This is a genomic window from Cytobacillus sp. NJ13 (assembly GCA_030348385.1).
Classification (GTDB): domain Bacteria; phylum Bacillota; class Bacilli; order Bacillales; family Cytobacillaceae; genus Cytobacillus.
The window spans coordinates 3,008,672-3,028,758 of record JAUCFP010000006.1; the positions used below are offsets into that span (position 1 = coordinate 3,008,672).

The window sequence follows — 20,087 nt, forward strand, 5'->3', positions numbered from 1 at the left end:
AATAGACAAGGAGAGGTTAAAATGGCATTAGTAAAAGAGTATAATACAATGGATGAAGCTGTTCAGGCAGCCAACTCTTTGCATGGCAGAGGCGTCTCAGAAAATGAAGTGTTCGTTCTTGCCCATGATGATAGCGTAACAGATACGGTAGCCGACCACTCTGAAGCTAAAAAAATTGGCGTGGATGAAACTGGACTGGGGACAGCTTTCAAAAACATGTTCCAAAGCCAGGGAGATGAACTTCGTTCTAAAATGGAGGAAATTGGATTATCTCAAGCTGAAGCTGAATCATATGAAAAAACACTCGATGAAGGCAAAATTCTGCTGATTTGCAAAGATGATAACCAAAGCAGCTTCTTAGGATACTAAATCATAATAAATTTAACTGGTGCAAAGGGTAATCACCCTTTGCACCTTTTTATACTGCTGACTTTTTTCTGCGCGAAAACAGCATCCGTATCGGATGCTGTTTCCAGGTCAGGTTTATTTATTGATTATTATTCTCTTCAGACGGCTCTTCATCCATATCTGGCTCTTCTTCATCCATACCGGAGCCTCCCTGTTCTTCAGAAGGTTCTTCATCCATATCCGGTTCTTCTTCATCCATATTTTCTTCACTAGGCTCTTCCGTTACATCTGGTTCCTGGTTATCTTCCTGATTTTCCATTTCCATGTTTTCCTCATCTTCAGGAGGCGGGTCCTGCTCAGAAGCACATCCTGCTAGCATTATTCCTGCTCCTAATGGAATCGATAGTAGTAGATTTTTATATTTCATGTGATGTCATCTCCTTTTGCAGTATTATGTTTCTATTAAGACTATTCCCCTATCCCCGGATGATAAACATGATAAAGCTTCTGGTCCTAATGCAGGAAGTGCCATCAAACAAGCTGAACGCACATAAATTTTTTTATCCGCACACAAATCTTGTCTATCCGCACAGAAAAAATTTTATGTGCACATATATTTCAGCTATCCGCACATAAATCTTTTAAATGAATCTTTTTTCGAAAGAAAACTGGTCCATTCCTGCAAAATTCAGCACTCGGAAGGGATTTTCAACTCTTTTTCTGCAATTGGAGCAGGTTTTCCAAACAGATATCCCTGAAAAAGCTGGTATCCCCTGTCCCGGAGCCACTCAAAGTCTTCCCGGGTTTCGATCCCTTCAGCAAGCGGAACCGATCCCAGTCTCAATGCCTGCTGCAAAAAAGCTTCCGCAGTCTTCTGTTGATCTGGATCTTTTGACACGCCCTGGACGTATTTCATATCCAGCTTCATATAATGCGGCTGCAGCTCACTCAATAACTCAACCGTGCTGAACCCAGCACCCACATCATCCAGTGCATAGCGGAATCCTTTTTCCCTATAATAAGCCAGGATCCTTTTCAAATGATCCGTATCCTCCACTTTATCGGTTTCCACTACCTCAAATACGAGCTGACTCGGATCCATCCCTAATCGGTTCGCAAGCTGGACGGTTGATTTCAGGCAGAACTCCGGCGAGTAAATGCTTGTCGGGATAAAATTTATGAATGCCTTTTTGTCAATATACGAAGCAAACCTGACCGCCGTCATCCGGCACAAGCGGTCCAGGGCATATAGCCTTCCTCGCTTTCTGGCTGCTCCAAAGATTTCTCCCGGAAAAATGACCGATCCATCCTCCCGATAAAATCTCGCCAGCATTTCATAAGCGAACACTTCTTCATCCCCTGTTAAAATCGGCTGCGCATGGCAGGTAACCAGCCCATTGGCAATCACTTCATCAATCCACTGGCTATCAAGGATATCAGCAGCTGCAGCAATGGGACTCCATTCCTCTTTGTCCATTCGGAAACTAACCCCTGCTGCATCCATATGGTCCCTGCAAAAATCAAGAAAATCCCGCATACCGCCTTCCTTCACCACGAACCGGTCTGCTTCAGCTTCCATCAAAACGCCTTTTCGCTCCAAATGATCAACAACACTTGAAAGCATTCGGCAATTCTGTTCTCCTTCTGCCTTCACCTCAAAGCGCAATTCCTGCACCACACAAGCATTACAGCTCATCCTAAGCACACCCTTATTATGCAATAGTTCTATTTTACTATATTACCAGTTTTAGGATACAATAATTGTCTCCACAAAAAAGACTATCCCCAGCCTCAGCCGAAGATAGCCTCATAAAGAATTACTCATACCGCAAAGATTCAATCGGACTCAGCCTCGAAGCTTTATTAGCCGGCAGCAGACCGAAGATGATACCGATTGCCATTGAGAAGAAAAGGGCGCCTGCGACGACCTGCCAGGAAATGAGTGACGGCCAGCCTGCAAAGAATGAAATCAGAGATGCCGAACCCCAGCCCAGCAGGATTCCCAGCACTCCTCCAATTAAGGTCAGCGTGACAGATTCGATTAAAAACTGTCCCATGATTTGCCCCCTGGTCGCTCCGAGTGCTTTTCGGATGCCGATTTCCCTCGTTCTTTCCGTTACAGATACGAGCATGATATTCATGACCCCAATTCCGCCGACAAATAGCGAGATACCGGCGATACTGCCGATGATTAGTGTCATGACCTTTGTAATCTGGCCGATTCCTTCTGCCATTTCTTCCATGTTGATGACCATATAAGATTCTTCTGTATTATGCATCTTGTTAAGTAAGTTAGCAGCCTTCTTTCCGGCCGTCTGAAGCTGATCAGCGGATTCTGCCTGAAGCGTCACCTGGGTAAAGTCACTCTTCCCATAAATAGTCTGCCATGTTTTAGTAGGCACATAAATCTCCAGTACACCGAATGAAAAGAGCCCTGTCGGCTTTTCCATGACGCCAATGATCTCTATCGGCTGGTTCCCAATCCGGATCACTTCGCCAACCGGCGACTTGCCATCAAAGAGCTCCTCCTGCATGGAATAGCTGACAAGCCCCACCCTGCGTCCGCCAAGGAAATCTGCAGCCGTAAAGGACCGCCCTTTCTCCATATCAACATTGTTCAGCTCAAAATAGGCAGGACCTACTCCTGTTGTCGATGTTTCTGCCTTTTTTTCCCCAAAAGAAGCCTGTGAAAACTGTGAGCTTGAAGCAACTACTCTTTTAATCTCTGGAATCTGCTCCAGTGCATTGATATCTTCCCCATCAAAAGGAGCTTCATTAAATATGTTTGGGTTTGCCTGAATTTCCTCGTCAGAAGGCTGATAAAACAGCTCCACTGTATTGCCGGGACCTGTCAGCTGCGTCTTCAGCATCGCTTCTCCGCCCTGGCCGATTGCGACTACAATAATGACAGCCCCAACACCAATGATGATCCCAATCATCGTTAGAATCGATCTCATTTTATGCGCCTTCAATGAACTAAGTGCCATTTTGATATTTTCTAAAAAACTCATGTAGGCGCCCCCCTGCGGGAGGGTTCTGCGGACACAATCAGCCCATCCCTCACCATAATTGTGTGATGGGCATACTCTGCAACCTCAGGTTCATGTGTAACCATTACAATAGTTGACCCTTCATGGTTCAGCTCACTGAACAGTTCCATAATGGAGGCGCTTGTATTCGTATCAAGAGCACCTGTTGGTTCATCCGCCAATATGATTTTCGGTTCGTTCACAATCGCTCTGGCGATGGCAACCCGCTGCTTCTGACCTCCTGATAAGGCATTTGGCAAGTGCTCCATCCGATCAGCAAGACCCACTTTGACCAGTGCGGCTTCCGCCCTTTCTAATCGTTCCTTTTTTGCAAGGCCGCTATAAATCATCGGCAGCTCTACATTTTGAATAGCCGTCAGCCTTGGAAGCAGGTGAAACTGCTGAAACACAAACCCGATCGATTGATTTCTGACCTTTGCCAGCTCTGCTTCCGAGTAATGTGATATGTTCTCACCATCCAGTTCATATATTCCTTCTGTCGGCAAATCCAGGCATCCTATAATATTCATAAGCGTCGACTTTCCCGATCCGGATGGCCCCATAATTGCCACAGAATCACCTTGCTCAATGCTCAGATTAATCCCTTTTAAAACTTCAATTCTTTCTTTTCCCGCCTGATAGGACTTGGTTATGCCTTTAAGATCAATCATTTCGCATCCACTTCCATGCCGTCTTTCAGCTGATCTGATGGATTAGTGATAATCAAATCCTTCTCATTGAGGCCGCTTGTTATCTCGATTTTATTCCCGGAAGCGACACCTGTCTCCACTTCCTGTTTATAGCTTTTTTGATCCCTGACCACGAATACATATACACTGCTGTCTCCGGTTATAACCGAGTTTGCCGGAACAGTCAGCGCCTTCTTCTTATCCGTTTCGATTTCCATTATGAGCTGAAAACCTGGTTTTAGGGACATTTCCTTCACTGTTATCTCCACCCGATACTGTGGCGCACTATTTTCGGCAGGGTTCATTCCCTGATTCTCTTCCGGCATATCAGCTACTTCGATGACATCGCCTTTCCATTCCTTTTCAGGAATCGCATCGGACCTGAGAGTCACCTTTTGCCCCTCTTTCACCTTTAATGAATCGAATTCTGAAAGTAAGCCGGATGCGCCGATCGCTTTTAAATCGCCAACATAAATGACAGGTTTTCCTGCCGAAGCCGGATCGGAGGAGGCTTCCTTGTTCACCTGTAGCACCACTCCATCCATTGTGCTTTTAACCTCTAATTCTCCAAGGCGTTTTTCAACATCTTTCTTCTGCAAAAGCACCTGGCTTAATTCCAGATTCGCCAATCGCTTTTCCAGTTTCAACTGATCCATTTCAGGCTGTATCTGTTTATCTGCTTCCTTTTCACCAGCCTGTTTGCGCAGCTCTTTTTCCTTATCAGCCAGCTGGTCTTCCTGTTTTTCCAGCTGGCTGATTTTTAAATAGCCTGATTCAGCCTGAAGCTTGACTTTTTCCAGTTCAAGCTCCATAGCCTGTTCATCAAATTTGGCCAGTACCTCTCCTTTTTTTACAGAATCCCCTTCTTCCACCAGGAACTCCTTTATTTCGCCTTTTTCAGGAGATGCATATATTTTCTGCTCATTCATCAGCTCTGCCGTGCCCGGAATCATGATCTGCTCTTTAATTTCCTCCTGAACCGGATGGGCGGTTTTTACTTCAGGCCCTTTCGCAAACGCCTGTCTGTAGACGCTAACGCCAGCCAGCAGCAAAAACACAGCCGTAACTCCGATTGCTATCCAAACTTTCTTTTTCATTTAGACACCAGTCATTCCTGAAAGGGTATTGCTGATTAAAGTGAAGACAATGCCGATGATGAAGAAGGCAATCGCAATGCCCCAAGCCCAGCCTTTTGATAATCCTCCAACCCGATGAAGGCCAATAGCCGTTATAACAGACTGCCAGATGCTGAATAACTCGATAGAGCCCAGGACCCCTGGCTTCTCGCTGTTCATCAATCCTGCTAAACTAGTAATAAATATTTCCGGATTTCCTCCAATCGCGGCTCTTAATGCCATATTGACCAAAAGGCCGATCCCGCCAATAACAAGAATATAAATATTCATGGAAAATATCTGTTTGAACGTTGCATCTGATCCAGCAATTTTAATGAAAATCATATAAATACCACCGGAAATGAGGGCAACCAATACAGGTGTGAAAATTCCTGTTATTGCCACACCCACCCTCGAAAACATCATTACCATCTCTGCCTCTGCCTCACTCATGCCTTCAAGCCCAAGGTAAGAAGCATCCATCGACACGGCCATGAAAAACATACCTGCAGCATACAGAATACTGACCAAAATCAGCGGCACCCAAATCTTCGGGTTCTGGCGGATGCGGTCAAACTGCTCCCCCGGACTCCAAACCATTCCCAGCAAACTCGGTTTCCCTTTGCTCGTTTTTACTTCTTGTTCCATAAAGAACACTCCTATTCTATTAAAAATGATTCCACTATAGCTTTACGGAATAATATAGAAAAAGTTTCAAATAATTACAATTTACCCATTAAAAATACCAGGAGATCTCTCCCCTGGTATCCCGTCTACACAGCCTTCCGCTGAAAATAAAAATAGCCGCCAAGATAAAACAGTAAAAAGAATCCGCCGATAACAGTCAAAAGCTGTTCCCATGGGATAAAGAATATATCGCCCGTATCTGCCGCTGGATACATCATTGCAAACGGCTGTGCCCAGGGATAATAGGGGCCCACTTTCTCGGAATTCATCGCCAGAATGGATGGCAGCGTAAAAACGACGTTGACCGCAAAAGGTGCCGCAAAGCTTTTGAACCAGACGGACATCCACAGCTGCAGTGCGACTAATGGGAAAGTCGCGACCCAGCCTCCCAATATGCTTTTCCAGACAATCGTTCCCGGAAACGGATCGGCCACACCTTTATACAATCCTGCTCCCAAAATGGCAGCTAAATAAAATAACTGGATGAGCAAAACCAATAGCAGGATCAGCACATATTTAGCGGCAAACACTTTTCCTCTTGTGACAGGCAGCGCCAAAAGCTGCTTCCAGCCCCCGGTCTGATGCTCATACCGGCAGACAAGGCTTGCCAGAACTCCTGTGACTAGCGGCAAAAAGAGAACCGAATAAGGCAAATTCATATAAATCAAAAGCATGTACCATTCATTCATTATCCCCGCCGTTTCAGCTGTATCTGCCCCAATACCGGCACCCAGCCCAATCAGCGGTCCTACTAAAAGAATGCCGAAAATCTTTGATTTACGCAGTTTAAACCATTCAGACTTCAAGATAGACAGCATCTATTTCACATCCCTTCTCGCAAAATCAAACATGCCTGCTGCGTATAAGAAGACGCCAGTTCCAACACCCAGCAGGACGTTGATGAGCGGTTCATTCCACTCATTCAGAAGCAGCGGCCATTTCCAAATCAGCCAATCCGGCAAAGTAAAACCAGCATATGTCAGAATTACACCCAGAATCCCCAGAGTGATTGGCACACCCTGGTTCACACTCACAGTCGCTACCCAAAGCTGCAGCGCCAAAACAGGCAATGCCGCAAAAAAAGGATAAAAGCTGTATTTCAGCAGTCCCGTATACGGAATCTCCCCGCCCAAATTCAGAGACAATCCAAAAGCAAGCGCGAATAACATCAAAAGCACAGAAGAAGTCAGAAGCAGGATCGACAGCACCGTGAACTTCGATAAATACACGCTCATCTTCGAAACTGGCAATGCAATCAGCTGTTTCCAGGCGTTCGTTTCATTTTCAATGCTCGACATAAAAGACGTCAGGATTACGATGCCCAATACAATCGCAAGCGGTGTAAACGAATGGATATTGTCCAAATAATATCCCCACCGGTCATCATTCTGCCCGAACAAATAATCCTTGCGCACCCCGTAATTGACCATCTGCATGGCTACTACCCCAATTGGACCCAGTACAGTCAGGAACCAGATTCCTTTCCGCTTAATCTTCATAAATTCAGCTGCCAGCAGTCTTCCCATCATCCGGCCTGCTCCTCCCTCGTCATCTGAAGGAAAATGTCTTCCAATGACCGCTTTTCTTCTTCCACCCGGTAAACGGAAAATCCATCTGCTACAAGTCCGCGCACAGCCTCAGCCACTTGCTCATCCGATTGCTGCGGCAGCGAAATGATGCCACTATCCAAACCGGCCTTCATTCCTCTTCCCAGCAGGGAGCGCCAGGCTTTGTCGCTCTCGCTGACCTTTAATAAAACGGACTGCTGTGCATACATGCGCATCGCTTCAATTGAATCCTGAAAAATCATTTTCCCTTTCGTAACAATTCCTACTGTTGTCGCCATCTGATCAATCTCTGAAAGTAAATGACTGGAGATTAACACGGTCATCCCGCATTCCGATGGCAGGCTTTTAATTAAATTGCGGATTTCAATAATTCCTGAAGGATCTAAACCGTTTGTCGGCTCATCCAGAATCAGCAGTTCCGGGTTATTCAGCAGCGAGGCAGCAATTCCAAGCCGCTGCTTCATGCCAAGTGAGAAGCCCTTTACTTTTTTATCACCAGCATCTGTCAGCCGGACAATCTTCAGCACTTCAGCGATTCTCTGTTTCGGCACACCAAGTATTTTTCTCATTGCTTCCAGATTTTCTTTTGCCGTTAAATGCGGATAATATGATGGTGACTCCACAAGCGAGCCTACCCGTCCCAATATAGAAAGTCTCTCTTTCTTTAAGTCTTTTTGAAAAATTTCAATCCTGCCGGAATCAGGCTTCATCAGCCCCAAAAGCATCCTGATCGTTGTCGTTTTCCCCGCACCATTCGGACCCAGAAATCCGTAGATTTCCCCTTTCGGTATTTTCATTTCCAGACCTGACACAGCTTGCTCCTGACCAAAATGCTTTGATAAATTTTCCGTTCTTACGATATACTTCATTCCTCTCACCTCACTTTCCATCTTAGCCAGTCAAGGTTAAAACAAAGGCAGGAGAAGTTTAAAATTTGTTTAAATATCTAACCGCTTATGTATTTTGACAAAACTTTGTTCTAAAATTCAGATTGTGGTTCCGCTGTTCCCAGAAATCCCGCGCCTGTACTTCAATCAGAGTTTAAATTAACAATGTGCTTGAACCAAGCCAATAAAATAGGGAATCAAAAAAAAGGCTGCTTAACCTTTTTATGAGTAAGAATTTATTGCTCTTAATCCATGAATAATAAAAAAGGATCTTCGACTGGAAGATCCCCGTAAGCACACGGAAAAAGTGACTCCTTTATTTACTATTTGATGATATCTTTTTTTCAGTCAGCACCTCCAGAGCATCTCTTACATCATTGGCAAAACGAATTGGTTTTTCCACTTTTTCAAAATGGATATACATCAGCCTCGGGTCATCAAAGAGCCAATGATTATGAAAACCTGTCACAATAATGTCATGTTTACGAAGCTCACTGATAAATGGGTTTATCTCTTCTTGCAGGATCACCGTTTCTCCACTGCAAAGAGCCCGGCCGTCTGCTGTCAAGGATTCAAATGCAAACATTTGAGGAATTAATAAAAAGGAATTCCCCCTCCTGCCAAGAACGCGTGGCCTAATATTTGTACGGGATTTCATTACAATGCAAACCCCATTTTCAAATGTATTCATGCTGCCTTCCAAAATTCTGTTGAACTCTTCACAAAGTTCTTCGCCTCGTCTATTTGATGATCTTTGTCCCCTGCCAGATCTTCCAACATTGCGGGTAGTTAATAAGTCTAGGGCATCTCTTACTTTTCTGGCAAAAGTTAAAGGTTCATCAATGGATTCAAAATGCATATACATTAACCTTGGATTTTCAAAAAGCCAGTGATTATGAAGGGCAGTGACAATGATTCCATCTTCACGCAAGCTGGTCATAAATGGGTTAACTTCCTCCTGCAGGAGGACTGTCTCACCAAGACATAATGCCCGGCCGTCCCGATCGAAATTTTCAAAAGAATATGCCTGAGGAACAAACATAAAGGATTCAGCTCTCCGGCCTAATACAACCGGATGTATATTTGTACGGGAATTAGTCGCAGTACAAACTCCATTTATGACAGATGGAACTGATCCCAGAATTTCGGCAAATTCCTGACAGAGATCGTCTGGCTGTGTGTTGTTCATGTTATCCAATTGCAAATCATCTCCTGAACATTATATTTCTAGATATAGTATTCTGGATCGTAAATCAGGAGCATGACCATTATTTAGTAACACAAGTACAGTATTTCACTGCTAATACAGCTGGTTAACAAAATCCTATCTTATTTAGCTACCCCCCTATATAATTTAAGTTTTAATGGACTAGTTCCAAATAATTAAAATTTATTAATATTTTTTCATCAATAAGAAGCCACTCACAGTTTGAGTGACTCCCTATTAATTCACTTATTAAATTTACTAACTGTAATCATAATTATTCTTAATGTCTTCACCTAATCACTCTCATTTGATTTTCCTGATTCTTATCGCTGTACCTTTAACACCAGATTCCATCTCCCAATCCAGCTTCATCCCCTTCACCATTAAATCGATAATGGATAACCCAATTCCGGCTCCTTTTTCATTGGAACTGTTATTCAGCCCCTTCCCATGATCAATAAAAACAATCGCATCGTACTCATCGGTTGATTCAGTCGCCACTTCAAGGTAAAGCCCATCCTTTGCATGCCGCAGCACATTTTGCAGAATGTTATCAAAAATACGGCCCAGCCACATCGGATCCGCTAGCCATTTCTCTTCAAATGGCTCTAACTCGATGATCACTTCAAAATTATTCTTCTCAAAAACCGGATACCATGATGCCATACTTTCCCGAATAAACCGGACAGCATCCAGCTCAATCAGCTCCTGCTTATGCTTGCTCGCCATTAAAAGCGTGTAGCTCATTAAATTCTCAATCAGTCTATCAATATTGACTATCGAGGTTTCCAGTGCTTTGACAGCCTCTTTTCCTTCAGGAGACAGATTCTCCTTTGCAATCGAGTATGTTTGCGCATTGATTTTCGTCAAAGGCGTCCGCAGGTCATGGGACAGATTGGCGATCAGCTCCCTCCGCAGCTGCTCTTCCTCCTGCTCGCGTTGCTTACTTTCCTTGAGCTCAAGGATCATCTCATTAAAGGTCTGCTCCAGCTGGCCGATTTCATCATTGTTTTGCACATCGATTTTGATGGGCAGATTATCCATATCCCGTCTTTCCATCGCCTCCTGGAGATGAAGCAGCCTTTTGCGGATGCCCCGGAAAAATAAAAAGGAAACGATGATAAAAAGGGAAATGATTAAAAGCAGACCGGCCCCTAAGAGGATTCCATATTTCTCTGTTACCTGCACCAACGGCGGAAGAAATAAATTCCTCGGAATTTCCAGAACGATAAAACCGTTCTTTTCATCCCCGCCAATAAAGCTTATAACTGTAAACGGATCTCCGCCATACCGTTCCTTAATAAACTTCGCTGTAAAGGCAGGCGTCCAATTAGCTGGCAGATTTCCCTTCACATCCAGCTGCTCCATCAAGGTTCCCTTTTCATCTACCCAAAACATCGAAGCATCAGGATAGTCCTTTTGCCAATTCGAAAAAAGCCTATGAATGCTTTCACTTGAGGCATTCTCCAGTTCTGCTGCATCCGCATGCCATTTTTCTTCAATATGATTGGGATCGGATTCATTCTTGTTTTTTTCTCCTGAAATGTCCTCTTGGAGACCCATAGCCAGCATAGCCACAAGTAAATAAGCTGCCTGAAACAGAAATAGGGCAACCAGAATAATCGCCATATACTTCGCCTGCAGCGATTGGAAAAACCTTTTCATATCTTCACCCTGTAGCCGATTCCGCGGATGGTCTCAATGATTTCAGGACGGGAAGGGTTCTTCTCGAGTTTTTCACGAAGATAGCGGATATGAACCATCAAGGTTTTGTCGCCCTCCATATATTGTTCTCCCCAAACGCCTTCGTAAAGCTGCTCTTTTGTCAGAATCTGATTCAGATGGCGAATGAAGTACTGAAACAGCTGATACTGCTTTCCTGTCAATTGAATTTCATCGTCTGCCTCCCGATCGATAATCCGCAAATCCTTTGTATGTACATGTAAGTGATGCACCTCCAGCACCTGATCATTCTTTTGAAATCGCCTTAACAGCACTTCAATCCTTGCAGCAAGCTCATCCGGCTGGAAAGGCTTCGTCAGATAATCATCAGCAAAGCTCAGGCCCTCCAGCTTATCCTCCACCGCTGTTCTTGCCGAGAGCATTAGTACTGGCATGTCATTCTTTACTTTCTTAATCCGCTTCCCAAGCGAAAACCCGTCAAGCCCCGGAAGCATAACATCCAAAATAGCAATATCCGCATCAGAAAGATAATTTTCCATACCTTCTCCAGACTGCAGCCAGATCACTTCATAGCCTCTTTCCCCTAAATCATTTTTCAGCCAGCTGCCAATATCGCTTTCGTCTTCTATGTATAAAATTCGAACCATACTCTCCACCCTTTTATTTATCTTTTTCTAATCTGTTTTTGAACATCATCTTATAAGTTCCCGAATCTAACAAATACTTCCTGCTATTCTAGGATACTTACTATTGTATGATTACTTCTTAATAAACAGGGTACATACTAACTAAGCTTTTCAATACCTTATTGCCTGCCACTAAGAATTCTTCCAAAAAGAGTTTTAGCGGGAGGTGATGAAGTGAGAAAAGTTTACCAAATTGGGGAATTGCTAGCTTATTTAGCATCTATTGGCTATCCTCTAACAGAGGAAAAAATCCATCATCTGATTCAGAATAAGGACATCCCGCATCTTAGACCTTACGGCGATTTGTACGTCTTCAACCTGGATCACATCGACTGGTGGGTCAGCCAGAGGAGAGAAAGCATTACCTAGCCCCGCTCTTTAGCGGGGTTTTTACTATGTAAAAAAACATTCGCCATTAACAGCGAATGCTTTTTCGAAGCTCTTAATTCAGCTCCTCCTTTACAGAGTTCCGGAATTCGCTGTTTGTCAGAAATTAAAGCTGAAAACTGTTCATATTCCTTGAAAGCTCCTTAAAATGCGCATTGCTCAGATCATTTGCAAGGAAAGCCATTTCTGTACGATTGCCCTCTTTATCGGTTGCATACATGCTGATGGTAAAAACAAAGGCTGTTGATCCACCCTTTTGCCCTGCATACTGAAGCCACTCCCGGTTGCGGGGATTTTTTATCAGCTGCTCCATAACTGGGTCGAGATAAGAGTGGACTTCCTTGGAAAAATAGCTTTTACTGTTTAATAGTCTCATAAGCTCTGCATAATCACCAGCAGAAGCACGCGGAAGCCTGTCGGACCATACTTTTTGAAAATCCATATCGAGAACCTTTAATATTTCCTTCTTACCTTTTTCAAGTGGCGGATGGCTTTCCCATTTCTGATGGATGTCTATAGCACTGCTTCGATACTCCTCAAGACTCATGCCCTTCAATTCCTTAAGCGCCTCTTCTTTTGTGAATCCCTTTTCCTCCATCAGCTTCATTGGGATAAAAAGGGCACTGACAATCGGATACATCTTTTCATGACTGGCAAGCTTCAAATCGTCAGCAAGTCTATTCACATTTTCAATTCCCAGGACATTCAGCAGGTAATCGGTGTTTGCATTCGAACTGTAAGCGATCATCCCATTTGCTACTTCGCTTAGAGAAACACTTTCCACCTCTTCAGAAAGACCATCAATCCACGCCTGGTGGGCTCCGCCATCTGTTTTAGGAACATAGTACGTTTCCAAAGTCTTTAAATCTACTTTTTCCTGGGGATCTATTTCTCCCTCCGCTGCCTGACGCGCATATTCAATTGCCACTATAATTTTAACCGTGCTTGCTAAAGGAAGCGGCACATTCTCATTGATATTAACCCACTCTTTATCATTATGCCGAATAACCAAAGCCATACTGTCTGTGTGCCTGTGTGCCTGCACATACCCGATGACTGACTCAGGATTACCGCTGCTTTTCCCCTTTAGATACATGAATAATGCCCAAGCTGCTGCTGCCAAAATAAGAACTATTCCTGTGATTACCCACATCATCTTCAAAAAGAAAACCTCCATGATTACGTTGTACTATTTAAATACGAAAGGTAATCATGGAGGTTTCATTTTCATGGCAGAAAATCCTATTTAATTTGAACTTCCTCCCTGCGGCTCTTATACCAGGAATAGAAAGATGAAGCCACATCGGCTGGCACATTCTCCACACTGGCATGCTGAACAGGCTTACCTCGGTTCACTGTCTGTATGGAGGCAAGCCCAAACAGCTTTTGCCATCGTGTTGCCGTTACTTCTGCCTCAATAACCTTGCTTCTTTTCGAGATAAATAACCGAGTGCCAACAATGCCGGTTTTGAATTGAATAAAAGGGCCGTTGATCAAATAACGGGCATTTGTATACCCAGCGATTCGTACAAAGACAATTAAGGAAAAGAGAAGGGTTGAACCTGCCAGCCAGGTTTCTTCAATATTCAGAAATTCAGGCTTGAAATAAACCAGGGCAGCTGTTGATAAGATCCATAACCAGCTTGGCTTTAATAAGCTTGCCCATAGGGCCTTTTTCGGAAGCGGATGCATCTTCTGTAAAATTTCATAGGCAGGCAATATCTCCTCCGCTATTTTGCAGGCCCGATCAACTGGCAGAAAAGGAAATAGCGAATTTATGCCTTCCCTTTCATCTCCTTCCGAAACATCACCTGATGTCACCAATTTCACTTCAGCTACTCCGGTCAAACGTTTCATCATATTCTGCTTGATCTCAATTGCCTGGACTCGATCTTTTGAAATAGAAAAGGAAGTCTCTTCTAAGAATCCTTTGCGGATATAAATGCTGGTTTCGTCAGAGAATATTTCATATTTCCCATACTTGATATAAGTCCGCAAGAAACCTGCCAATACTGATATAATCAGAAAAAAGATGATTGCAGCAGCCTGCACCTGCCAGGAATTCAGGAATCCCATCAAAAAACCCATTCCTCTTTCTTCCAGATCAATAAAGTCAGATGCTTTTGTATAAATAGAAGCTATTAAAGAAAGCAGTACAAAAAAGCTTAGCGATGTAAAGGCCGCTTTTATAAGATCTTTTTTTCCGGGAGAAAAATGCAGTGTTTTTTCACTCACTTCCGGCACTTCTGCCTCCGTTTTCGCTGAAACTGTCCCTTCCAGCCAGTTCGCTTCTTTTAAGGAAATTACCTTAAACTCCACCGCAGACTCACTTCCATCCATTCCTGTTTCAAAGGTAAGGGATGTGACTCCAAATAGCCGGTGAGTCAGAGACGTATGTCTCTGTATATTTTGCACTTTAGTAAATGGTACAGTTCTCTTGGAGCGGACAAAGATTCCCTTGGATAAATGGATATAAGCATCGTCCACTTCATACTTATTTGATAGCCAATCTATGAGAACATACACAGCAGCCAAAGCAATAAAAGGAAGGAAAAGCTTCCGTCCCCATTCAATCAAAAAGGATTGGGAGCCGGCTTTCATCACAAATAAAAAGAGGGCAATAAAAGCTGAATTTCTTAGTAATTGAATGAGTCCAAACAATATAAGAAGCGAATGAAATCTTCTGGCTTGCTTCATTCGTCCTCTTCCTTTACTTTGGCAAGTTTGGCTATCTTATTTCTTAATGAGACAGCCTCTTCTTTTGGCAATGCCGGGATTACATGAGAGGACCCCATCGTCCCCATGCTTACGGAATATAGGCCGTATTTCCTCATAATGGGACCCTGCACGGTTTCAACTGATTGTATTTTCGTCATGGGGATCAGCAGATGCTTTTCCTGCCACACCCCTGACTTCAGCTGGACGTATTCTTCATCCACTTCATAGCGCCAGCTTCTATACTGAATATACGGCGAGATGAAAGACCAAATTGCCGCTGGTATTGATATAGCCAATAAAATGATCAGGATCCACCCGATCCATTCTTTCCAAGAAAATCGATCATCCAGATAAAACAACACACCGAGAACCGCAAATCCGATGATATTTTGGATCGCCTCACTGATGATCCATACCCGGATGGCGTTCCGTGATACCCTGTTTTGAGGTTCCTTTATATTTACATGCATATAGATCTCCCATCTATTATTCATTTAAAAAGATTTCTTCGAGGGATGGCTCTTCAACTTCCACCCGCAGAACATCCGCCTTGCATTGTATGAAAGCCCTTATCATTTCAGCAATCTTATTCTCATCGCTGATTGTGATCACTGTATAAGCATCCCCATGTTCAAGCAGGCTGCCAGCTGACTCAAGCCATTGCTTCAGCTTAGCTTGTTCCTGCTTTGGCACGGTGGAGTGTTTTATTTTGACTGTTATGGTTGACCGGTAAAAGGCCCGTAACTCTTCCATCGTTCCAATCTTATCAATTATTCCATCCCGCATAATGGCAATCCTTGAGCAAATCTTCTCCACTTCATCCAGATTATGCGATGTCATAAAAACCGTCTTCCCCTGTTTTTGAAGCTCTATAATGAGACGGTGAATGAGAATAACAGATTCCGCATCCATGCCCGATGTAGGCTCGTCAAGAAATATCAGTTCCGGATCATGAATAATAGCCTGAGCAATCCCCAGCTTCTTTTTCATGCCAAAGGAGAACTTGCCTGCTTTCTTATTTGCACTTGATAAAAGATCAACACTTCTCAGAACCTCCAGACATTTCTCTTTTGAAGCCCTGGCGCCCGATAGCTCTGAGAAAAAGCGTAAATGATCCAGAGCGGTCCATGCCCCATAGAGAGATGAATAATCCGGCATAACCCCCACTCTTTTCATCACCTTGCTATCAGGACCCTCAACCCCAAGAAGTGAATATGTTCCGCTGCTGGAGGAAATGATGCCTGTCAGCATGTTAATAAAGGTGGATTTACCTGCACCGTTACGTCCGAGAAACCCAAATATCTCGCCTTTCCTTACGGCTAAATCCATTCCCATGACCACCTGATGCGCACCATAGGCTTTTGAGAGCTGTTTCGCTTCGATGGCATTCATTAGCATTCCCTCCTTCTAAAAACAGCATTTGCAGCCAGCAGCATCATACCTGCTAATCCCAGTATGACTAAGAAAGTAAAATCATCCCGCTCCAAATAGTAAAAAGGGATAAAGTATTTCATCCAGTTTACCCAGCCATTTGGAGAAAAAGCAGCCCAAAATCCAAAAGCCGGAAGCATCAGTCCCAGAATGTTGCCTAAAAACATGGTATATCCAGGTCTAGGGATAAGCACGGACAATAGGACAGCTAAAGCTGCCTGGTAAGTCACCAGACTCATCGTCTGGGAAAAAATAAACAGATCAAACTTCTTGGAAAAGATACTGATTAGCATAAAAGACACCACAATGCAGACCAGCCAGAACAACCATATCCCAAGGAATTTACCGAATAATATAGTAGAGCGTGATGCCCTTGTCACCAGAAACCTCATTGTACGCTCATGGATTTCTCTGTTTATTGTGTCGTGGGACAAACCGAACACAAATAATTGTCCAAGCAGCAAAATGATACTTAAAAGACCGATCGTGTGGATATCCTCAGCCTCGCCTGCAGTCAGTTCCACTCCAGATGATAGTACACTGGAAAACTTCGACGCATAATACGATACTGCAAATAATATGGCAATCATAATAATGGATTTAATCCCTTTAAAAAGACTTATAAACTCTCTCTTGCACATCACAAACATTTTCCATGCTCCCTTCAGCTTGATTCTGATTAAAGTATATACCGTCAATCTTAACCGCCCTGAAATACTACCTTAATTTTTCCTTAATTCCTATATTTTTGGAAATAGAGTGATATGATAGGTTTGAACAAACTAGATTAGGAGAATAACCATGCAAGATTCAAGATTACTGCTTGTTGATGACGAACAAGCTATTTTGCACATGCTATGCACGATTTTGCAGCGTGAACAATTCAGAAATATAGATACCGCCTCTACTGCCGCACAAGCATTAGAGCGCTGCCGGGCCAATACCTATGATCTCATTCTATTGGATGTGATGCTCCCTGACCGCAGCGGTTTTGATATTTGTCCTTTAATAAGGGAAACGACAGATGCCCCCATCTTCTTTCTGACTGCACGCTCTACTGACCTTGATAAACTTTCAGGATTTGCCCTTGGAGCAGATGATTATATTACCAAGCCCTTTAATCCGCTTGAAGTAGCTGCGCGAATTAAAGCACACTTGCGCCGACATAAAGGAAGTCAGCCTGTTCCCGTACAGACAATCTATGATTTTGGCAGAATTAAGATCAATACTTCAGCAGGGGAAGTTACTGTTTCCGGGAAAAGGATAGACCTGCCAGCGCAAGTCTACCAGCTTCTCCTATTCTTAAGCAAACATCCCAATCAGCTTTTCAGCAAGAGCCAGCTATATGAGCATGTATGGGGAGAAGAAGGATTTGGAGAGGACAACACGGTCATGGTGCACATCCGAAAGCTCCGGGAGAAAATTGAAAGCAATCCAAGCAGCCCCTGCCACATTATTACTGTAAGGGGACTTGGCTATAAATTTGTTCCGGAAGGCAGCATTTATGAACATCCATAGACGATTCATCTTTCAATTTTTTGTCCAATTAATTACCGTTTTTGTGCTCTTTTTTATCATTCTGATTTCCTTTTGGGCTTTTCTTGGTTTTTCAATGATGGATTTCGAATCCAAACAGGATCTCTCCAAAGCAGAAGATTATTTTGTATCTGACCATGTTAGCTTTAAAGACGGGAAGGCTGTTTTTAAAGAGGAATTGAAAAGCCTGGCAAAGGAACAGAATGGATGGCTCCTTGCCATTAATGAAACCGGGGATGTTCTGGGTACTTTCAATATGCCGGATAAAGCTCCTAAAAAGTTAAAGAAAAGTGAAATCGCCGCCATTACTTATGGGGAAAGCAGTGAAGCCCATTATACATATTGGAAGATCGGCACTAAACCGCATTTTGTCCTTTTTGGAAAGGCCAAGGCTGCGACTAAACTTCTAGATCAAATATCCCCACGTGTGGATTGGAAACAACAGAAGCTGAACCTTTCTGAAATCGTAGAGGACGAATTATCCAGGAGAAATGCCTGGGTCCAGCTTATTGCTCCTGCAGGTAATGTAGTGGATGAGTATGAAGCCAACAATCAGCCGAACAAATACTCAGTCAGAAAGCTATTCGCAGAACAGGATACGGAAGGCAGCACACCAGCAGTATACTTTGACCAAAACACAGAAAGTGCCATCCTGTTAGGGATTCCCGCTGACAATAAGGCTTCCACTATGGAAAAAAGTTTATTTGAAAGTCTAAATAGAAGTCTCATGATCATTTTTGTCATGGCATTTCTGCTGCTTCTGGGCGGAACTCTCTGGTATGCACGCAAATTCGGTGTTCCTCTGCTGACATTAATGAAATGGATTCAAAACCTGGGGAGCGGGCTGTATCAGGAGCCTGCAGATGTCCATGGCAATCCGGTAACACTCAGCAGAAAAGGAAAATTGAAAAGAAAGTTCCGTATTTATAAGGAATTGATTACAACCTTAACACAGCTTACCGAAACTCTTCAGCAAAATGAGAAGCAGCAGCGGATGATGGCCAATACAAGAGAAGAATGGATCAGCGGCCTTTCCCATGATTTAAAAACTCCGCTATCCTCCATTTCCGGATATGCTCAAATGCTTGCCACAAATGATTACACATGGTCCGAAAAGGAAACAAAGGAGTTCGCCCTCATTATGGCTGAAAAGTCGGATTACATGATGGACCTGCTGGAGGACTTAACTTTAACTTACCGTCTAAAGAACAATGCTCTCCCAATTGCCAAAGTGCCGACCGACTTAAACGAATTTATTCGCCGAATCATCATTCATTACATTAATGATCCAGTCTATCAGGACAGAACATTCCATTTCATTCCGCATCCTGAATCCATAACAGCTTCCATTGATCCCAAATGGTTTCAGCGGATTATGGATAATATCATAGCCAACGCGATTAAATATAACCCGCCAGGCACAGCCATTTCCGTTATCCTCTCTTCCATAGAAGAACATCTAATTGTCATTAACATTAAGGATGATGGCATCGGCATGGACAGCGCCACACTCGGAAAGCTCTTCAGCCGCTACTATAGAGGAACCCATACAGGCGAAACCGGAAGCGGATCAGGACTAGGCATGGCCATCACCAAACAGCTTGTCCACCTCCATGGAGGTACCATCAATGTTCAAAGCAAGCCTCAAAACGGCACCCTCATCCGGATTATGCTGCCAGTCAATTAACACATAAAAAAGAGTGCAGAGTGCACTCTTTTGCTGTATATTGCATTTCAATCAAACGATTGATTGAAATTTTTGGGTTCTGCAGCTGCCATCTTTTATCAATAAATTCTTGAATAAATAACAAATGATAAAAACACGGTACAAATAAGCAAAGTGGATAAAATATTCACGGCTGCACTTGCCGTTAATAAAATCAGATCCAACTTCAGCCCTATGTTAAAAACAATTAAATACATCATCATGGCAAAAAAAGAGGCAAACATTCCTTTTTCCCTGATCAGCTTCATCCGCTCATCTTTCTGTTTGAATTGAGGATACAGATAGCTTAAACAAAAACACATAACCGCCATTCCAATCATAATGTAAGACTCAGATGGCGGGGCAGAATCAGCCGTAACCCCTGCATAGATGATAAAACCGCTCATCGCC

At 43.4% G+C, this 20,087-nt stretch carries 22 protein-coding genes; 4 read left to right on the top strand and 18 right to left on the bottom strand.

The window, feature by feature from the left end:
* Positions 1 to 21: 21 nt before the first annotated feature.
* Positions 22 to 369 carry a general stress protein gene (locus QUF73_14910; protein MDM5227492.1) on the top strand — a complete coding sequence of 116 codons (348 nt, stop codon included), beginning with the start codon at positions 22 to 24 and terminating at the stop codon, positions 367 to 369.
* Positions 370 to 487: 118 nt separating this feature from the next.
* On the opposite strand, the gene QUF73_14915 is transcribed toward QUF73_14910, so the two are convergent.
* From QUF73_14915 to QUF73_14970, 12 genes are all read right to left on the bottom strand, one after another.
* Positions 488 to 775, bottom strand: coding sequence for a hypothetical protein (locus QUF73_14915; GenBank protein ID MDM5227493.1), 288 nt, complete (start codon positions 773 to 775; stop codon positions 488 to 490).
* 261 nt (positions 776 to 1,036) lie between these two features.
* Positions 1,037 to 2,044, bottom strand: coding sequence for an EAL domain-containing protein (locus QUF73_14920; protein MDM5227494.1), 1,008 nt, complete (start codon positions 2,042 to 2,044; stop codon positions 1,037 to 1,039).
* Positions 2,045 to 2,165: 121 nt separating this feature from the next.
* On the bottom strand, positions 2,166 to 3,359 hold the full coding sequence (locus QUF73_14925) for an ABC transporter permease (protein MDM5227495.1): 1,194 nt from the start codon (positions 3,357 to 3,359) through the stop codon (positions 2,166 to 2,168).
* Positions 3,356 to 4,048 (bottom strand): ABC transporter ATP-binding protein, encoded by a 693-nt coding sequence (locus QUF73_14930; protein ID MDM5227496.1) that lies wholly within the window; start codon positions 4,046 to 4,048, stop codon positions 3,356 to 3,358. The genes QUF73_14925 and QUF73_14930 overlap by 4 nt, the downstream gene beginning before the upstream one ends.
* Positions 4,045 to 5,163: an efflux RND transporter periplasmic adaptor subunit gene (locus QUF73_14935; protein ID MDM5227497.1), complete on the bottom strand. Its 1,119-nt coding sequence runs from the start codon at positions 5,161 to 5,163 to the stop codon at positions 4,045 to 4,047. Before QUF73_14935 ends, QUF73_14930 begins: the two co-directional genes overlap by 4 nt.
* Positions 5,164 to 5,829, bottom strand: coding sequence for a Yip1 family protein (locus QUF73_14940; protein ID MDM5227498.1), 666 nt, complete (start codon positions 5,827 to 5,829; stop codon positions 5,164 to 5,166).
* Positions 5,830 to 5,954: 125 nt separating this feature from the next.
* Positions 5,955 to 6,686, bottom strand: coding sequence for an ABC transporter permease (locus tag QUF73_14945; GenBank protein MDM5227499.1), 732 nt, complete (start codon positions 6,684 to 6,686; stop codon positions 5,955 to 5,957).
* On the bottom strand, positions 6,687 to 7,397 hold the full coding sequence (locus QUF73_14950; protein ID MDM5227500.1) for an ABC transporter permease: 711 nt from the start codon (positions 7,395 to 7,397) through the stop codon (positions 6,687 to 6,689). It abuts the gene before it with no gap.
* Positions 7,394 to 8,305, bottom strand: coding sequence for an ABC transporter ATP-binding protein (locus tag QUF73_14955; GenBank protein ID MDM5227501.1), 912 nt, complete (start codon positions 8,303 to 8,305; stop codon positions 7,394 to 7,396). The genes QUF73_14950 and QUF73_14955 overlap by 4 nt, the downstream gene beginning before the upstream one ends.
* A 334-nt stretch (positions 8,306 to 8,639) precedes the next feature.
* The gene (locus QUF73_14960; protein MDM5227502.1) at positions 8,640 to 9,512 is read right to left on the bottom strand and encodes a DUF1259 domain-containing protein; all 873 of its coding nucleotides are present in this window, start codon (positions 9,510 to 9,512) and stop codon (positions 8,640 to 8,642) included.
* Between the two features lie 321 nt (positions 9,513 to 9,833).
* Positions 9,834 to 11,195 carry a HAMP domain-containing sensor histidine kinase gene (locus QUF73_14965; protein MDM5227503.1) on the bottom strand — a complete coding sequence of 454 codons (1,362 nt, stop codon included), beginning with the start codon at positions 11,193 to 11,195 and terminating at the stop codon, positions 9,834 to 9,836.
* Positions 11,192 to 11,860: a response regulator transcription factor gene (locus tag QUF73_14970; GenBank protein ID MDM5227504.1), complete on the bottom strand. Its 669-nt coding sequence runs from the start codon at positions 11,858 to 11,860 to the stop codon at positions 11,192 to 11,194. Before QUF73_14970 ends, QUF73_14965 begins: the two co-directional genes overlap by 4 nt.
* A 213-nt stretch (positions 11,861 to 12,073) precedes the next feature.
* Here QUF73_14970 and QUF73_14975 point away from each other — a divergent pair, with 213 nt between their 5' ends.
* Complete coding sequence (locus QUF73_14975) at positions 12,074 to 12,268, top strand: hypothetical protein (GenBank protein MDM5227505.1); 195 nt, start codon at positions 12,074 to 12,076, stop codon at positions 12,266 to 12,268.
* 124 nt (positions 12,269 to 12,392) lie between these two features.
* Here QUF73_14975 and QUF73_14980 read toward each other — a convergent pair whose 3' ends face one another.
* The 5 genes from QUF73_14980 to QUF73_15000 all read right to left on the bottom strand — a co-directional run bounded on the left by QUF73_14980 (position 12,393) and on the right by QUF73_15000 (position 17,133).
* Positions 12,393 to 13,448 carry a serine hydrolase gene (locus tag QUF73_14980; protein ID MDM5227506.1) on the bottom strand — a complete coding sequence of 352 codons (1,056 nt, stop codon included), beginning with the start codon at positions 13,446 to 13,448 and terminating at the stop codon, positions 12,393 to 12,395.
* Between the two features lie 80 nt (positions 13,449 to 13,528).
* Positions 13,529 to 14,983, bottom strand: coding sequence for a PH domain-containing protein (locus tag QUF73_14985; protein MDM5227507.1), 1,455 nt, complete (start codon positions 14,981 to 14,983; stop codon positions 13,529 to 13,531).
* Entirely contained in the window at positions 14,980 to 15,474 is a 495-nt protein-coding gene (locus tag QUF73_14990; protein MDM5227508.1) for a PH domain-containing protein, read from the bottom strand. Before QUF73_14990 ends, QUF73_14985 begins: the two co-directional genes overlap by 4 nt.
* A 16-nt stretch (positions 15,475 to 15,490) precedes the next feature.
* On the bottom strand, positions 15,491 to 16,396 hold the full coding sequence (locus QUF73_14995) for an ABC transporter ATP-binding protein (protein MDM5227509.1): 906 nt from the start codon (positions 16,394 to 16,396) through the stop codon (positions 15,491 to 15,493).
* On the bottom strand, positions 16,396 to 17,133 hold the full coding sequence (locus QUF73_15000; GenBank protein ID MDM5227510.1) for a hypothetical protein: 738 nt from the start codon (positions 17,131 to 17,133) through the stop codon (positions 16,396 to 16,398). The genes QUF73_14995 and QUF73_15000 overlap by 1 nt, the downstream gene beginning before the upstream one ends.
* A 103-nt stretch (positions 17,134 to 17,236) precedes the next feature.
* Here QUF73_15000 and QUF73_15005 point away from each other — a divergent pair, with 103 nt between their 5' ends.
* Positions 17,237 to 17,953: a response regulator transcription factor gene (locus QUF73_15005; protein MDM5227511.1), complete on the top strand. Its 717-nt coding sequence runs from the start codon at positions 17,237 to 17,239 to the stop codon at positions 17,951 to 17,953.
* Positions 17,940 to 19,658 (top strand): HAMP domain-containing sensor histidine kinase, encoded by a 1,719-nt coding sequence (locus QUF73_15010; GenBank protein MDM5227512.1) that lies wholly within the window; start codon positions 17,940 to 17,942, stop codon positions 19,656 to 19,658. The genes QUF73_15005 and QUF73_15010 overlap by 14 nt, the downstream gene beginning before the upstream one ends.
* A gap of 98 nt (positions 19,659 to 19,756) precedes the next feature.
* On the opposite strand, the gene QUF73_15015 is transcribed toward QUF73_15010, so the two are convergent.
* Positions 19,757 to 20,083, bottom strand: a complete 327-nt coding sequence (locus QUF73_15015; protein ID MDM5227513.1) for a permease — start codon at positions 20,081 to 20,083, stop codon at positions 19,757 to 19,759.
* Between the last annotated feature and the right edge of the window lie 4 nt (positions 20,084 to 20,087).

Coding starts and splice junctions, on each gene's coding strand:
- QUF73_14970 (MDM5227504.1), bottom strand. CDS start 11,860: ATGGTTCGAATTTTATACATAGAAGACGAAAGCGATATTGGCAGCTGG.
- QUF73_14955 (MDM5227501.1), bottom strand. CDS start 8,305: ATGAAGTATATCGTAAGAACGGAAAATTTATCAAAGCATTTTGGTCAG.
- QUF73_14940 (MDM5227498.1), bottom strand. CDS start 5,829: ATGGAACAAGAAGTAAAAACGAGCAAAGGGAAACCGAGTTTGCTGGGA.
- QUF73_14960 (MDM5227502.1), bottom strand. CDS start 9,512: ATGAACAACACACAGCCAGACGATCTCTGTCAGGAATTTGCCGAAATT.
- QUF73_14930 (MDM5227496.1), bottom strand. CDS start 4,048: ATGATTGATCTTAAAGGCATAACCAAGTCCTATCAGGCGGGAAAAGAA.
- QUF73_14910 (MDM5227492.1), top strand. CDS start 22: ATGGCATTAGTAAAAGAGTATAATACAATGGATGAAGCTGTTCAGGCA.
- QUF73_14965 (MDM5227503.1), bottom strand. CDS start 11,195: ATGAAAAGGTTTTTCCAATCGCTGCAGGCGAAGTATATGGCGATTATT.
- QUF73_14990 (MDM5227508.1), bottom strand. CDS start 15,474: ATGCATGTAAATATAAAGGAACCTCAAAACAGGGTATCACGGAACGCC.
- QUF73_14935 (MDM5227497.1), bottom strand. CDS start 5,163: ATGAAAAAGAAAGTTTGGATAGCAATCGGAGTTACGGCTGTGTTTTTG.
- QUF73_14995 (MDM5227509.1), bottom strand. CDS start 16,396: ATGAATGCCATCGAAGCGAAACAGCTCTCAAAAGCCTATGGTGCGCAT.
- QUF73_15005 (MDM5227511.1), top strand. CDS start 17,237: ATGCAAGATTCAAGATTACTGCTTGTTGATGACGAACAAGCTATTTTG.
- QUF73_14950 (MDM5227500.1), bottom strand. CDS start 7,397: ATGATGGGAAGACTGCTGGCAGCTGAATTTATGAAGATTAAGCGGAAA.
- QUF73_15010 (MDM5227512.1), top strand. CDS start 17,940: ATGAACATCCATAGACGATTCATCTTTCAATTTTTTGTCCAATTAATT.
- QUF73_14945 (MDM5227499.1), bottom strand. CDS start 6,686: ATGCTGTCTATCTTGAAGTCTGAATGGTTTAAACTGCGTAAATCAAAG.
- QUF73_14920 (MDM5227494.1), bottom strand. CDS start 2,044: ATGAGCTGTAATGCTTGTGTGGTGCAGGAATTGCGCTTTGAGGTGAAG.
- QUF73_15015 (MDM5227513.1), bottom strand. CDS start 20,083: ATGAGCGGTTTTATCATCTATGCAGGGGTTACGGCTGATTCTGCCCCG.
- QUF73_14915 (MDM5227493.1), bottom strand. CDS start 775: ATGAAATATAAAAATCTACTACTATCGATTCCATTAGGAGCAGGAATA.
- QUF73_14925 (MDM5227495.1), bottom strand. CDS start 3,359: ATGAGTTTTTTAGAAAATATCAAAATGGCACTTAGTTCATTGAAGGCG.
- QUF73_14985 (MDM5227507.1), bottom strand. CDS start 14,983: ATGAAGCAAGCCAGAAGATTTCATTCGCTTCTTATATTGTTTGGACTC.